This window comes from Pedococcus sp. P2_D7, assembly GCF_056404295.1.
Window position 1 is genome coordinate 511,779 of sequence record NZ_JBFUEH010000001.1, and the last position, 14,327, is coordinate 526,105.

12 protein-coding genes are annotated in these 14,327 nt (G+C 69.4%); 7 read left to right on the forward strand and 5 right to left on the reverse strand.

The window, feature by feature from the left end; translation table 11 throughout:
• Positions 1-293 precede the first annotated feature (293 nt).
• The 3 genes from AC1DWJ_RS02485 to AC1DWJ_RS02495 all read right to left on the reverse strand — a co-directional run bounded on the left by AC1DWJ_RS02485 (position 294) and on the right by AC1DWJ_RS02495 (position 2,951).
• Positions 294-851, reverse strand: coding sequence for a GerMN domain-containing protein (locus AC1DWJ_RS02485; RefSeq protein ID WP_457255415.1), 558 nt, complete (start codon positions 849-851; stop codon positions 294-296).
• Between the two features lie 13 nt (positions 852-864).
• On the reverse strand, positions 865-2,187 hold the full coding sequence (locus AC1DWJ_RS02490) for an ATP-binding protein (protein ID WP_457255416.1): 1,323 nt from the start codon (positions 2,185-2,187) through the stop codon (positions 865-867).
• An 80-nt stretch (positions 2,188-2,267) separates the two neighbouring features.
• Positions 2,268-2,951: a response regulator gene (locus AC1DWJ_RS02495; protein WP_457255417.1), complete on the reverse strand. Its 684-nt coding sequence runs from the start codon at positions 2,949-2,951 to the stop codon at positions 2,268-2,270.
• A 241-nt stretch (positions 2,952-3,192) separates the two neighbouring features.
• Between AC1DWJ_RS02495 and AC1DWJ_RS02500 the strand changes: the two genes are divergently transcribed.
• The 5 genes from AC1DWJ_RS02500 to AC1DWJ_RS02520 are packed head-to-tail and all read left to right on the forward strand — an operon-like array spanning position 3,193 to position 9,084.
• Complete coding sequence (locus AC1DWJ_RS02500; protein ID WP_457255418.1) at positions 3,193-4,992, forward strand: ABC transporter substrate-binding protein; 1,800 nt, start codon at positions 3,193-3,195, stop codon at positions 4,990-4,992.
• A 10-nt stretch (positions 4,993-5,002) separates the two neighbouring features.
• Positions 5,003-6,064, forward strand: coding sequence for an ABC transporter ATP-binding protein (locus tag AC1DWJ_RS02505; protein WP_457255419.1), 1,062 nt, complete (start codon positions 5,003-5,005; stop codon positions 6,062-6,064).
• Entirely contained in the window at positions 6,061-7,140 is a 1,080-nt protein-coding gene (locus AC1DWJ_RS02510; protein ID WP_457255420.1) for an ABC transporter ATP-binding protein, read from the forward strand. The genes AC1DWJ_RS02505 and AC1DWJ_RS02510 overlap by 4 nt, the downstream gene beginning before the upstream one ends.
• Positions 7,137-8,117 carry an ABC transporter permease gene (locus AC1DWJ_RS02515; protein ID WP_457255421.1) on the forward strand — a complete coding sequence of 327 codons (981 nt, stop codon included), beginning with the start codon at positions 7,137-7,139 and terminating at the stop codon, positions 8,115-8,117. The genes AC1DWJ_RS02510 and AC1DWJ_RS02515 overlap by 4 nt, the downstream gene beginning before the upstream one ends.
• Positions 8,118-8,124: 7 nt before the next feature.
• Positions 8,125-9,084: an ABC transporter permease gene (locus AC1DWJ_RS02520; RefSeq protein ID WP_457255422.1), complete on the forward strand. Its 960-nt coding sequence runs from the start codon at positions 8,125-8,127 to the stop codon at positions 9,082-9,084.
• Positions 9,085-9,208: 124 nt separating this feature from the next.
• Here AC1DWJ_RS02520 and rpsA read toward each other — a convergent pair whose 3' ends face one another.
• A complete protein-coding gene (gene rpsA, locus AC1DWJ_RS02525; protein ID WP_457255423.1) occupies positions 9,209-10,720 on the reverse strand; it encodes a 30S ribosomal protein S1 in 1,512 nt (503 codons plus the stop codon).
• Positions 10,721-10,872: 152 nt separating this feature from the next.
• On the opposite strand from rpsA, the gene AC1DWJ_RS02530 reads away from it, so the two are divergent.
• Positions 10,873-11,688: a class I SAM-dependent methyltransferase gene (locus tag AC1DWJ_RS02530; RefSeq protein ID WP_457255424.1), complete on the forward strand. Its 816-nt coding sequence runs from the start codon at positions 10,873-10,875 to the stop codon at positions 11,686-11,688.
• 74 nt (positions 11,689-11,762) lie between these two features.
• Positions 11,763-13,223: an MFS transporter gene (locus AC1DWJ_RS02535; protein WP_477619915.1), complete on the forward strand. Its 1,461-nt coding sequence runs from the start codon at positions 11,763-11,765 to the stop codon at positions 13,221-13,223.
• A 91-nt stretch (positions 13,224-13,314) separates the two neighbouring features.
• Here AC1DWJ_RS02535 and pgfA read toward each other — a convergent pair whose 3' ends face one another.
• Positions 13,315-14,277, reverse strand: coding sequence for a cell envelope lipid trafficking protein PgfA (pgfA, locus tag AC1DWJ_RS02540; protein WP_457255426.1), 963 nt, complete (start codon positions 14,275-14,277; stop codon positions 13,315-13,317).
• Positions 14,278-14,327 lie beyond the last annotated feature (50 nt).

The window sequence follows — 14,327 nt, forward strand, 5'->3', positions numbered from 1 at the left end:
GTCACCGCGCCCCCTGCGCTGGTGGACGGCCGCGGACCGCGACGTCACGTGCACACATCCCCTAGTGCTGCGCCAGGATCCGACGGTGTCGGCCCCCCCTGCTGTCGCAGCACCAATAGGTATAGAGCCAGTAGCCTGCGTTCGCCATCAGCAATATGACGTAGACCGTGGATAGATCCTTCAACTTCCACTCCTCGTGATTCACGACGTGAAGACATCACTGCTCGTGATTCACGACGTGGAGACATCTCGGCGGGCCGCGCCGCGGGCGGCCCGCCGGCCCGCTCGGGCTGCTAGCCCGGGGGGTTGTATGCCGCGTAGTCCACCCGCGTGACCGGCCGCGTCACGAGCTGCCCGCTCGGGTCGGGCATCGGCAGTGCGCGGGTGCCCTGCACCAGCTGGACGCTCTGCGCCAGGCTGTTCGCCGTCACGGTGAACACGAGCTGGGCCATCGCCAGCGACTGCTCGCGGACGGAGATCCGCTCGAAGCCGGACGGCAGGGTGATCCGGGCCACGCCGTCCGCGTCGACGACTCCCCGCAAGGGGGTGCTGGCGATCGGCAGGGCGCTGCGGATGCCGGCCGCGGCCATGGCCGGCGTGACCGGGGCGGCCAGACCGACGAAGGACGGCTCGAGCCCGGCGCCCGGTGGCACGGTGCGGGTCAGGCGGGCCAGGTGGTCGCCCTGCACGAAGTAGACCGCCACCGTGAGCGGCACGCCCTGACGTCTGGGGCCCGACGCGGTCGTCGTCGCCGTCGGTGCCGAGGCAGGGACAGGACTGGCCTGGGTGCCGATCGAACACGCGGACAGGCCCAGGGCGACGGCGACCACGGCGACCACGACGCCGGCCACGCGGCATACCGGGCTAGGACGAGATGGTGGGCAGCTCGACGACAAACCGGGCACCTCCTCCCGGTCGTTCCTCGACGAGCACCTGGCCCTCGTGGAGGGCCACGTGCCGCTGGACGATGGACAGCCCGAGGCCCACGCCGGTGCGCTCGCTCGAGCCACCGCGCGCGAAGCGTTCGAACACCCGCGAGCGGCGCTCGGGCAGGATGCCGGGGCCGGCGTCCTCCACCACGATGCGCAGCCCGTGCGCACCGAGCTCGACCCGGACGGCCGTGCACCCACCTCCGTGCGTCTCGGCGTTGCCGACGAGGTTGGCGACCACCCGCTCGAGGCGACGCTTGTCGACCTCCATGGTGAGGGTGGCGACCGCCGGGTCCACCGTCGTGACGACCCGGCCGGCCGCGGCGTCGGCGGCGCGCCGCACCAGGTCTCCCACCCGGACCGTCTCGCGGACCACCTGGTCGCCCGCGTCGTGGCGGGAGATCTCGAGCAGGTCCACGACCAGGGCGCGGAACCGTTCCAGCTCGTCGGCCAGCAGGTCGACGGGCTCCCGCACCGACTCGGGGAGCTGCTCACGCCGGTTCTGGATGACCTGCATCGAGTTGAGCATGGTCGTCATGGGGGTGCGCAGCTCGTGGCTCACGTCGACCGCGAACCGCGCATCGGCGACGACGTGGCGTTGGAGGTCCTCGACGGTACGGTTGAAGGAGCCGGCCAGCTCCTCGAGGTCAGGGTCACCGGCTGCGTTGAGGCGTGCCGAGAGCTGCCCGGCAGCGACGTCGGCGGCCACCCGGTTGAGCTCGGTGAGTGGGCGCAGGGCCAACCGGCTGGCGAACCGACCGACCCCCAGACCGATCAGGACCGTGACCACGGCGGCCGCGACGAGCCCGAGCGACAGGGCGCGCGCGGTCCGCTGCATCTCCTCGAGGGAGTAGATCTCGAAGTAGCTCCCCCGCCCGCCGTCCAACGGCAGCCCGACCGCGAGGTGCAGCGTCCCGTCGACGCGGATCCGTTGGGTGGCTTCCCGTCCGTCGCCGACGAACGCCACCAGCGAGGTCGGCAGGCTGGCCGGGCCGAGGCTCGGCGAGGTGGCGTACCACCGTCCGTCCACGTGGGCGAGGACCGCGGCCGAGTCGGTGCCGGGCACGCCCTCGAGCACCGTCGGCAGGTCGGCGACGCCGGTCGAGAGGGCGGTCTCCACCTCACCCCGGTCGAGCGAGGTCTCGACGAGGGCGGTCTGCTCCGTCTGCGACACCATGGCGCGGGTCACGAGCGTCCAGGCCAGCCCGGAGAGCAACGCCGAGAGCCCGAGTGCGAGGAGCCCGAAGCCCAGGGTCACCCGCCCCCGCACCCCGAACCTGCGAGCGGGAAGAAACCGACGCAGGCCCCGCGCGCCAGCGCCAGCTCCCCCGCCGGCCACTAGCCCGCCAGCCGGTAGCCCAGCCCCCGGGCCGTGACCACGTAGCGAGGGCTGGCGGGGTCGCGCTCGACCTTGGTCCGCAGCCGGCGGATGTGCACGTCGACGATCCGCGAGTCGCCGAAGTAGCCGTAGCCCCAGACCTTGTCGAGGAGGTCCTCGCGGCTGAGGATGCGCCCCTCGGCGACGGCGAGCTCGGCCAGGAGGCGAAACTCCGTGCGCGTCAAGGCAACCGGCTCCCCGTCACGAAGCACCACGCCGTCGTCGAGACCGATCGACAGGTCGCCCACCATGGGCCGCCTCGGGCGGTGGTCGACGGCGGGCTCGACCCGTCGCAGGAGGGCGCGGATCCTCGCCGACAGCTCCTTGGCGACAAGGGGCTTGGTCACGTAGTCGTCGGCACCAGCCTCCAGCCCCGCGACCACGTCGTGGCTGTCGGAGCGGGCGGTGACCATGATGACCGGGACGTTGCTGCGGTGCCGGATCTCACGGCAGACCGAGAATCCGTCGGTGTCCGGGAGCATCACGTCGAGCAGCACGACATCAGGTTCCTCGCGGGGCAGGTCGGCCAGGCCCTGCTCCCCCGTGGCCGCCTCGGACACGTGGTAGCCCTCGTCCTCCAAGGCCAGGCGGAGCACCCGCCTGACCCGAGGGTCGTCCTCAACCAGCAGCACGCGCCGCGTCACGTCGTCAGTATCACACCGCCCGGCGGAGCCGTCCGGAAGTTCTGTCGCGTATGGCGTTCCGTCACGCAATCGTCATGAAGCCCCGGACTCTGTGACGGAGCATTTGCGGTCGCGTGACGCTTCCCGGCGCGCCCTCCCACGGCTGCGGTGCGGTGCCTAGTTTCGCAGTCGACCTGTCCTGCACGACCGGGCAGACCGCTCCTGTTCAAACCAGCTCCGTCCACCCATCCGAGGAGAAATCATGATCCCCAGGACACGTCGGCTCGCAGCGGTGGCAACCGCCTGCGCTGCGAGCCTCGGACTGGCTGCCTGCGCCAGCAGCACGGGCACCGGTACCGGCTCGTCGGCCACCGGCGGCACCGCCGTCAAGGGCGGCACCCTCAACATGCTGGGAGTCGGCGACGTCGACTACATGGACCCGAACATCAGCTACTACTCGGGTGGCTACGTCGCACTGCGACTGTGGAGCCGACAGCTCTTCACCTACCCCGCCATCAAGGACCAGGTCACCAAGGCCGCCCCCGACCTCGCGACCGCGATCCCGACCGAGGGCAACGGCATCAGCGCCGACGGCAAGACCTACACCTTCACCATCCGCCAGGGCGCGAAGTGGGACACCACCCCGGCCAGGCAGGTGACCGCCCAGGACATGGTTCGAGGGGTCAAGCGCACCTGCAACCCGGTCCAGCCGTTCGGCGGCCTGCCGGACTACGCCGACCTCATCGTCGGCTTCCAGTCGTTCTGCGACGGCTTCGCCAAGGTGGCCAAGACGCCCGCGGCCCTCGCGGCCTACGTCGACAAGACACCAGTGGCCGGTCTCCAGGCGAAGGACGACCAGACCGTGGTCTTCCAGCTCACCCACCCGGCCAGCTACTTCGTCGACATGCTCACCCTGCCGTCCTTCTCCCCGGCGCCCAAGGAGTACGACGCCTACCTGCCGGGCAGCCCGGAGCTGGCCGCGCACACCGTCTCTGACGGCCCCTACAAGATCGACTCCTACACGGCCACGAAGAAGATCTCGATGAGCCGCAACCCCGCGTGGGACCCCGCCACCGACCCGATCCGCAAGGCATACGTCGACAAGGTCGTCATCAACGAGACGGTCAGCCAGGACTCGGTCCAGCAGCAGCTCCAGACCGGCACCCCGAGCGCCGACATGGCCTTCGACACGTTCCCGCCGCCTTCGCAGCTCTCGGCGCTGATCGCGAAGAAGGACCCGCTGCTCAACCTCGGCGAGGGCTCTTCGAACAACCCCTACCTCGTCTACAACACCGTCTCGCCGACCAACAACAAGGCGCTGCAGAAGAAGGAGGTGCGGCAGGCGCTCTCCTACGCGCTCAACCGCACCAACATCATCCAGGTGCTCGGTGGACCCAAGGTCAACCCGCCCCTCACCCACGTCTTGCCGAGCAACGTCGTCGGTGGTGAGCAGAGCTTCGACCCGTACCCGAACGACCCGGCCAAGGCGAAGTCGATGCTGGCGGCCGCCGGCTACCCCAACGGTCTGACGCTGAAGATGTTGTACCGCAACGCCTCCGAGGGACAGAGCAAGTCGTTCCAGACGGTGCAGCAGGACCTTTCGAAGGTCGGCATCAAGGTCGTCGGTGTCCCGTCCCCGAACGCAGACTTCTACACGAAGTACCTCCAGGTGCCGACCGTCGCCCAGCGCGGCGTGTGGGACATCGCGATCGCCGGGTGGGGAGCCGACTGGTACGGCAACGCCGCGCTGTCGTTCTTCAAGCCGCTGTACTTCGGCAAGGCGGCCTTCCCGCCGATCGGCAGCAACTTCGGCTTCTACGACAGCCCGACGACCAACTCCCTCATCGACCAGGCGGCGAACGCCAAGACCGAAGACGAAGCCAGGGTCCTGTGGGCCAAGGCCGACCACCAGGTGATGGACGACGCCATCTTCTTCCCGATCACCAACCCGATCACCGCCAACTACCGGGCGGCCCAGGTGATGAACGCGGTCTACATCCCCGCCTTCCAGCAGTTCGACCCCGCGAACGTGTGGCTCGCCGCGGGCAAGCAGGGTGGCTGAGGACCCCGCCATGGCACTGCTGGAGGTTCGTGACCTCGAGGTCGCCTTCAACACCCCCGACGGTGTCGTCCAGGCCGTGCGCGGACTCTCCTTCGATGTCGAGCGTGGCAGCACGCTCGCCATCGTCGGGGAGTCCGGCTCGGGCAAGAGCGTGGCGACCCAGACCATCGCCGGCCTGACACGCGGCGCCCGGGTGAGCGGCACCGCACGGTTCGACGGCATCGACCTCATCGGAGCCGATCCGGAGGTGCTGCGCCGGGTTCGGGGTGCGCAGATCGGCATGATCTTCCAGGACCCGCTGTCGAGCCTGCACCCCTACTACACGGTCGGGTGGCAGATCGTCGAGATGATCAGGGCGCACCGCAAGGTCACCAAATCCGTTGCGCAGCAACGGGCCGCGGAGCTCCTGTCCATCGTCGGCATCCCCCGTGCCGAGCAGCGGATCCACGACTACCCCCACCAGTTCTCGGGCGGCATGCGACAGCGGGTCATGATCGCCATGGCGATGGCCCTCGACCCGGCGCTGCTCATCGCCGACGAGCCCACCACAGCCCTCGACGTGACCGTGCAGGCGCAGGTGCTCGACGTGATGCGCAGCCTCCAGGAACGGTTCGGGACGGCCATCATCCTCATCACCCACGACCTCGGCGTGGTCGCCGAGATGGCCGACGAGGTGGTGGTCATGTATGCCGGGTCGGTCATGGAGCGGGCACCTCGCCGGACGCTGTTCTACCGGAACCACCACCCCTACACCGAAGGGCTCCTGGCATCGCTGCCGTCCCAGGGCGGCACCGGCCAGCGGCTCACGCCGATCCCGGGGTCGCCACCCTCACTGATCAGCTTGCCGGCAGGGTGCCCGTTCGCGCCGCGCTGCCGCTACGCCTTCGACCGGTGCTGGAGCGTGGCCCCACCGCTGGACATGGTTCACGACGACCCCGAGCACCGCTCCGCCTGCTGGCTCGCCGACGACGCGCAGGCGCGCAGGGAGACGCAGGCGCGCACCGCGGCGTCGGCTGCTGCGGCGGCCGGCTCCGACGACCTCACGCCGACCCCGGCAGGGGTCGGGCCATGAGGTCCGAGGTCCTCCTGCGTGCCGAGGAGGTCACCAAGTCGTTCCCGGTGCGCTCGTCGGGGCTACGACGCACGCACGACGTGGTGCAGGCCGTCGCGGGGGTCAGCCTGGAGGTCCGGCGCGGCGAGACCCTCGGCCTGGTGGGCGAGACCGGGTGCGGGAAGTCCACCCTCGCGCGGTGCCTGGCCCGGCTCTACGACCTGACCTCGGGCACGGTGACCTTCGAGGACCGCGACATCAGCACCCTGTCGGGCCGCGATATGCGCCCCCTGCGCCAGGACATCCAGATGATCTTCCAGGACCCCTACGGCTCGCTGAACCCTCGCCGCCGGGTGGGCTCGATCATCGGCGACCCCTTCGTCATCCACGGGATCGGCTCGGCCGCCGACCGCAAGCGCACGGTCCAGGAGCTGATGGAGCGCGTGGGGTTGAACCCGGAGCACTACAACCGGTTCCCGGCCGAGTTCTCGGGGGGCCAGCGGCAGCGGATCGGAGTGGCTCGCGCGCTCGCGCTGCGGCCCAAGCTCGTGATCTGCGACGAGCCGGTGTCGGCTCTCGACGTGTCGATCCAGGCACAGATCATCAACCTGCTCGTCGACCTCCAGGACGACTTCGGGCTCACGTACCTGTTCATCTCGCACGACCTCTCGGTGATCCGTCACGTGAGCGACCGCATCGCGGTGATGCACCTGGGCAAGATCGCCGAGCTCGCCCCGGCGGCCCAGCTGTTCGACCACACCCGTCACCCGTACACCCGGTCGCTGCTGTCCGCCCTGCCCCATGCCGACCCGGACGTGGCCGACAGCCGCGAGCGGATCGTGCTCGTGGGTGACCTGCCCACCCCGACCAACCCGCCCTCGGGATGCCGGTTCCACACGAGGTGCCCCAAGGCGCGCGAGGACTGCGCCGTCACCGACCCACCCCTGGTCCCGGTGCTCGGGGACGGCCCGGTGCACCTGACGGCGTGCCTGCACCCGCTGGCCGTGGGCGAGGACCTCTCGCGGGCCAAGCCACGGGTCAGTGACACCGAGATCGACACCCGGTCGCGCCGGGCCGAGGAGGCTGAGTCCGCATGAGCGACACCGCAGACGTCGTGGCCGTCATGAGCCCCACGGGCCCCGAGGCCGACCCCCACGCCACCAGCCGGGCCACGGCGGCCACCGGCATCGAAGGCCGCACGCCCTGGCAGCTCGCGTGGCAGCGGCTGCGCCGCGACCGGGTGGCGATGGTGTCGCTCGTCGTGATCGGCCTCATCGTCCTGATGGCCGTCGCGGCACCCGTGGCCGCGCTGATCACCGGTCACCCGGTCAACGAGCAGTACCGCACCACCGGGCTCACCCCCGACGGCCTCCCCCGTGGCCCGTCGAGCGAGTTCTGGCTCGGGACCGACGACCTCGGCCGCGACATCCTCGTCCGCATCGCCTACGGCTCCCGCATCTCGCTGCTCGTCGGCGTCGCCTCGACCGTGCTCACCGTGGTGATCGGCGTGGTGATCGGGCTGGCTGCCGGCTTCCTCGGCGGCCTGGTGGACACCGTGCTGGCCCGTCTCATCGACGTCGTCCTGTCGGTGCCGTTCCTGCTGGTCGCGATCGCGCTGGTCTCGATCACGGGGCCGAGCCTGATCGTCACGGTCCTCGTCATCGGGTTCTTCAGCTGGGCCTCGGTGGCCCGCATCGTCCGGGGTCAGGTGCTGTCGATGCGAGAGCGTGAGTTCGTGGAGGCGGCCCGGTCCCTGGGCGCGTCCAACTCCCGGATCATGTTCGTCGACATCCTGCCCAACGTGCTCGCACCGGTGATCGTCTATGCCTCACTGCTCATCCCGGTGGTCATCGTCGTCGAGGCGACGCTGTCGTTCCTCGGGTTGGGTCTCGCCCCGCCGACGGCCGACTGGGGCGGGATGATCAGCGAGGCCCAGACCTACTACACGACGTCGTGGTGGTTCGTCGTCTTCCCCGGAGCCGCGCTGCTCGTCACGACGCTGGCCTTCAACCTCCTCGGCGACGGCATCCGCGACGCCTTCGACCCGCGCTCCGAGCGCCTGATGGCGAAGTGAGGTCGTCATGGTCCGCTTCCTGATCCGACGAGTCTTCCTCGGCTTCCTCGTGCTGTGGCTGATCACCGTGGCCGTCTTCGGCCTGTTCTTCGTCGCTCCCAACAACGTCGCCCGCACGCTGGCCGGCCGGCAGGCCACCCCCGAGACCGTCGCGGCGATCTCCCACCGGCTCGGGCTGGACCAGCCGTTGTGGAAGCAGTACCTCGACTTCGTGGGCAACGCCCTGCACGGCGACCTCGGCTACGACTACTACCACCAGGTGCCGGTCACGACGATCCTCGGCTCGGCGCTGCCGATCACCCTGTCGCTGGTGTTCGGCGCAGCCTTCCTGTGGCTCGGCCTCGGCGTCTTCAACGGCGTCATCTCGGCCACCCACCCGCGCTCGTTCACCGACCGGTCGCTCACCGCCCTGAGCCTGTTCTTCTACTCCACGCCGACGTTCCTGCTCGGCATCCTGCTGCTCTACGTCCTCTACTTCCGGCTCACCCTCGCCGGGCACACGGCCTTTCCCGCCGGGGGCTATGCGCCCTTCGGCGGTGGTCTGGGCCCGTGGGCGCAGCACCTGGTCCTGCCGTGGTTCACGCTGGCCCTGGTGTCAGCTGCGACCTACACGCGACTGACCCGGGCGTCGATGCTCGACGTGCTCGGCGAGGACTACGTGCGCACCGCCCGGTCCAAGGGGATCGGCGAGCGACGGGTGGTCCTGCGGCACGGGTTGCGGGCCGCGCTCACCCCGATCGTCACGCAGTTCGGGATCGACGTCGGATCGCTGCTGGGCGGCGTCGTCGTCACGGAGACCGTGTTCAGCCTCCCCGGGCTCGGCAAGACCGCCATCGACGCGATCAACCAGCAGGACCTCCCCGTCATCATCGGGATCGTGTTGTTCGCCGCCGCCGCGGTCGTGGTCGCCAACATCCTGGTCGACCTCGCGTATGCCGTGCTCGACCCCCGCGTCCGCCTGCACTGACCGATTCCGCGCCCCAGCCCGGGACGCCGAGAGGCCCGGCCCCCCAACTTGGGGAACCGGGCCTCTCGTGGTCCAGCGACCGAGCCGGCCACGCGGCATACGAGGTATGCCGCGTGGCGCAGGCTCAGTTGCCGGTGAGCTTCTCGCGCAGTGCGGCGAGGGCCTCGTCAGAGGCCAGGGTGCCCTCGGACGCCGGGGCGGCCGGGCGGCTGCTGCTGCTGCCCGTGTCGCTGTCGGAGTCCGCTGCGGACGTACCCGAGTCGGACGAGTAGGACGTCGCGGCACCAGCGTTGGCGGCTGCCTCGGCGTCGGCCTTGGTGGCCTCCTCGACCTGGGTCTTGTGAGCCTCCCAGCGGGTGTGGGCCTCGGCGTACTGCTTCTCCCACTTCTCACGCTGGGTGTCGAAGCCCTCGAGCCACTCGTTGGTCTCCGGGTCGAAGCCCTCCGGGTACTTGTAGTTGCCGGCCTCGTCGTACTCCGCGGCCATGCCGTAGAGGGTCGGGTCGAACTCGGCGACGGGCGCGCTGTCGTCGTTGGCCTGCTTGAGGCTCAGCGAGATCCGGCGACGCTCGAGGTCGATGTCGATGACCTTGACGAAGATGTCGGAACCGACCGTGACGACCTGCTCCGGCAGCTCCACGTGGCGCTCGGCCAGCTCGGAGATGTGGACCAGGCCCTCGATGCCGTCGTCCACGCGGACGAACGCACCGAACGGGACCAGCTTGGTGACCTTGCCCGGCACGACCTGACCGATCGCGTGGGTGCGGGCGAAGTGCTGCCACGGGTCTTCCTGCGTCGCCTTGAGCGACAGGGAGACACGCTCGCGGTCCATGTCGACGTCGAGAACCTCGACGGTGACCTCCTGGCCGACCTCGACAACCTCGGACGGGTGGTCGATGTGCTTCCAGGACAGCTCGGACACGTGGACGAGACCGTCGACGCCGCCGAGGTCCACGAACGCACCGAAGTTGACGATGGAGGACACGACGCCGGAGCGGACCTGCCCCTTCTGGAGCTCCTTGAGGAACGTGGTGCGCACCTCGGACTGCGTCTGCTCGAGCCACGCACGGCGCGACAGGACCACGTTGTTGCGGTTCTTGTCGAGCTCGATGATCTTGGCCTCGATCTCCTTGCCCACGTAGGGCTGGAGGTCGCGGACGCGACGCATCTCCACGAGCGAGGCGGGGAGGAAGCCGCGCAGGCCGATGTCGAGGATGAGTCCACCCTTGACGACCTCGATGACGGTGCCGGTGACGACGCCGTCCTCTTCCTTGATCTTCTCGATCGTGCCCCAGGCGCGCTCGTACTGCGCACGCTTCTTGGACAGGATCAGACGACCTTCCTTGTCCTCCTTCTGGAGGACAAGGGCCTCGACCTCGTCGCCGACCTTGACGACCTCAGAGGGGTCGACGTCGTGCTTGATCGAGAGCTCGCGGGAGGGGATGACACCCTCGGTCTTGTAGCCGATGTCGAGCAGGACCTCGTCCCGGTCGACCTTGACGATGACACCCTCGACGATGTCTCCGTCATTGAAATCCTTGATCGTCGCGTCGATTGCGGCGAGCAGTTCTTCCTCGGTGCCGATGTCGTTGATGGCAACCTGAGGGGCGGTCTTTTCGACCGTGCTGGCAGTCATGTAGTAGGAACTCCGATGGTGGACAGTGAATAGAAGGTGGTGGTTGTGCTCACGCGAACCGGGCCGCCACACGGCGGCACGACGAAGCGCGCACACGGAAGTGCCTCCCTACCCTACCGAGGCCGTCCCTGCAGGGTCAAAACGCGAGAGGTATGCCGTTGAGTGAGTATGCGCAGGTCAGCCGTCGCGAGGCGGGCGCCGAGGAGACCGCCGCCGCGAACCGGTCGTGGTGGGACGCCGAGGCCGGCGAGTACTACGCCGAGCACGGGACCTTCCTGGGTGACGCGGATTTCGTCTGGGGACCTGAGGGCTGGCGGGAGGACGAGCTCCGGCTGCTCGGCGACCTCGGCGGTCGCCGGGTGCTCGAGATCGGGGCCGGCGCCGGCCAGTGCGCCCGCTGGGTGGCGGCCGCGGGAGCCGAGGTCGTCGCCACCGACCTGTCAGCCGGGATGGTCCGGCAGGGTCTCGATCTCAACCGCAAGGTCACGGCCCCGGAAGAAGCCGTGCCGTTCACCCAGTGCGACGCGGTCGAGCTGCCCTTCGCCGACGCCTGCTTCGACACGGTGTTCACCGCCTACGGCGCGATCCCCTTCGTGGCGGACACCTCCCGCCTGATGCGCGAGGTGGCGCGGGTGCTTCGCCCTGGCGGCCGGTTCGTCTTCTCGACGACCCATCCCTTCCGGTGGGCCTTTCCGGACGACCCCGGGGCCCGCGGCCTGACCGTGACCCAGTCCTACTTCGACCGCACTCCCTACGTGGAGGCCGACTCCGACGGCGAGGCCACCTACGTCGAGCACCACCGCACCGTGGGCGACCGCGTGCGTGAGCTGGTGGCCGCCGGGCTGGTCCTCGTCGACCTCGTCGAGCCCGAGTGGCCCGAGCGCAACCAGCAGCAGTGGGGTGGCTGGTCGCCGCTGCGAGGCGGCTACTTCCCCGGCACCGCGATCTTCGTCTGCCTCCGGACCTGACCGGACGTTTCGACCGCGCCAGGGTGGGTACGGAGGGCCCCGGAGTCCCCATCACACCCCGCAGAGGAGCCCTCGTGGCATCAGACGTCGAGACCGGACGCATCACCACCGACATCCCCGGACGGATGGACCGGTTGCCATGGGCGCGATGGCACTGGATGGTCGTCATCGGGCTGGGGACGGTGTGGATCCTCGACGGCCTCGAGGTCACGATCGTGGGCTCGATGTCGGAGGCGCTCAAGCCGAACGACACCGGCCTGGGCCTGAGCAGCTCGGACATCGGCATGGCCGGCGCGGTCTACGTCGCGGGCGCCTGTCTCGGTGCCCTGCTGTTCGGCCAGCTGACCGACCGGTTCGGCCGCAAGAAGCTGTTCCTGGTGACCCTGGGGGTCTACACCTTCGCGACCGTGCTCACGGCGTTCTCGCCGAGCCCGCTGTGGTACTTCATCGCGCGGTTCATCACCGGCATGGGCATCGGGGGCGAGTACGCCGCGATCAACTCGGCGATCGACGAGCTCATCCCCAAGAAGTACCGCGGCCGGGTGGACGTCGCGATCAACGGGTCGTTCTGGGTCGGGGCCGCTGCCGGCTCGCTGCTGACGATCCCGCTCCTCGACCCCAAGGTCCTCGACCCGGCGCTGGGCTGGCGGCTGGCCTTCGGCCTCGGCGCGATCCTGGCCGTCGGCATCCTCGTCGTCCGGCGGCACGTGCCCGAGAGCCCCAGGTGGCTGTTCATCCACGGCCGCGAGGACGAGGGCGAACAGATCGTCCAGAGCATCGAGCGGACCGTCTCGGACGAGACCGGCACCGACCTGCCGGAGCCGACCGAGGAGCCGATCACGATCCGGCAGCGACGGACCATCTCCATCCCGGAGATCGCCCGCACCGTCTTCACCCTCTATCCCCGCCGCACGGTGCTCTGCTTCTCCCTCTTCGTCGGTCAGGCCTTCCTCTACAACGCCTTCTTCTTCACCTACGGCGACAGCCTCACCACGTTCTTCGGGGTGAAGCAGACCGGCTGGTACATCGCGGTCTTCGCGGTGAGCAACTTCCTCGGTGCCCTGCTGCTCAGCCCGCTGTTCGACAGCATCGGGCGGATCCGGATGATCAGCGGCACCTACATCGTGTCCGGGGTCCTGCTCGGCGTGGCGGGGCTGCTGCTCGGCTCGCTCAATGCGACCACCCTCACCGCCTTCGGCGTCGTGACGTTCTTCTTCGCCTCGGCGGGTGCCAGCGCGGCATACCTCACCGCCAGCGAGGTGTTCCCGCTCGAGACGCGGGCCCTCTGCATCGCGTTCTTCTACGCGATCGGCACCGCCGTCGGCGGCATCAGCGGCCCGCTGCTGTTCGGCAAGCTGATCGACGACGCCTCTGCGTCCAAGGACATCACCGGCCTGGCCGTGGGGTACTTCCTCGGCGCAGCGCTCATGGTGGCCGGCGGGATCATCGAGGCCTTCCTGGGTGTGAGGGCCGAAGGCCAGTCGCTCGAGAGCATCGCCCAGCCGCTGACCGCGGCAGACGCCTCCACCGGGTGACCGCAGGGCCCCTCGGCACGCTGTGGACGCCGCGAGGGCCGACCGGATCGCTCCGGTCGGCCCTCGATCGACGTGCTGGGTGGGTGCGGTGTCAGACGGCCTCGCGGCGTCCTCGCGGGGCGGCGCTGCCGCGCACGGCGAGGAAGCCCACCAGGAGCAGGATGACCCCGAGGATGAGGAAGGTCAGCGGGAGGGTGCTGCGCACGAGCGCGAGCTTCGACCCCTTGCCGCCGGCGTCCTCCGCGTTGGCCTTCACCGTCGCGTCGTCGTACTTGATCGTCCCCTTCTGCAGGGTCACGATGTCCTGGCCGTCCTTCTGGAAGCGGGTGTTGAGCACTTCCTCACCCTTGACGACGATGCCGGTGTTGGGCTCGACCCAGATGGTGCGGGTGTTCTCGTAGACGCGGTCGACCGTGACGTTGCCCGTGGCCTTGGGGTCACCGGCGAGCGAGGCCGGCACCTCCTGCTGGGTGTAGGCCGTGGCCGGGATGACCATGCGGTAGACGTAGACGTCGGTGCCGAAGAGGTTCTCGGTGCGGACGAACTTGGCGTCGACCGGCTTCAGCAGGGTGTTGTCCCACCACTGGTAGGTCTGCTTCTGCGCGTTGAAGGGCATCTTGAAGATGAGGCCCTTGTAGGCGGTCGCGGTCCGGTCGGCCGGGTCCTCGGTGGCGGAGTTGTAGGTGTCGCAGCACTGGACGGCCTCGCCGGTGGTGCGGTCCATGGCGACCCGCTGCAGACCGGCGGAGAGCACCACGCCGTTCTGGTCGGTCGAGCGCACGAAGCTGTCCCAGACGGCGACGTTGCCACCCTGCTTCGTCTGCGCGGCCTGGTCAGCCTTCACGAAGCGGGTCGAGGTGAGCGTGAGGCCCGTCTTGGTCTCGAGGTCGGCGACGTAGAACGCCTCCATGTCCTGACCCTGGGACACCGACTTGGAGTACTGGTCGAGCGGAACCTTTGCCAGCGCCGGGTAGGCGTAGACCTTGAGCATCAGTGCAGCGACGAGGAGAAAAGCTCCCAGTCCCAGCCCGATGAGACCAGCGACCTTGCGCATCCAGAAACCTTTCGTTGCGGTCCGACGGCGACCGCGCAGCGCAGGTGCTG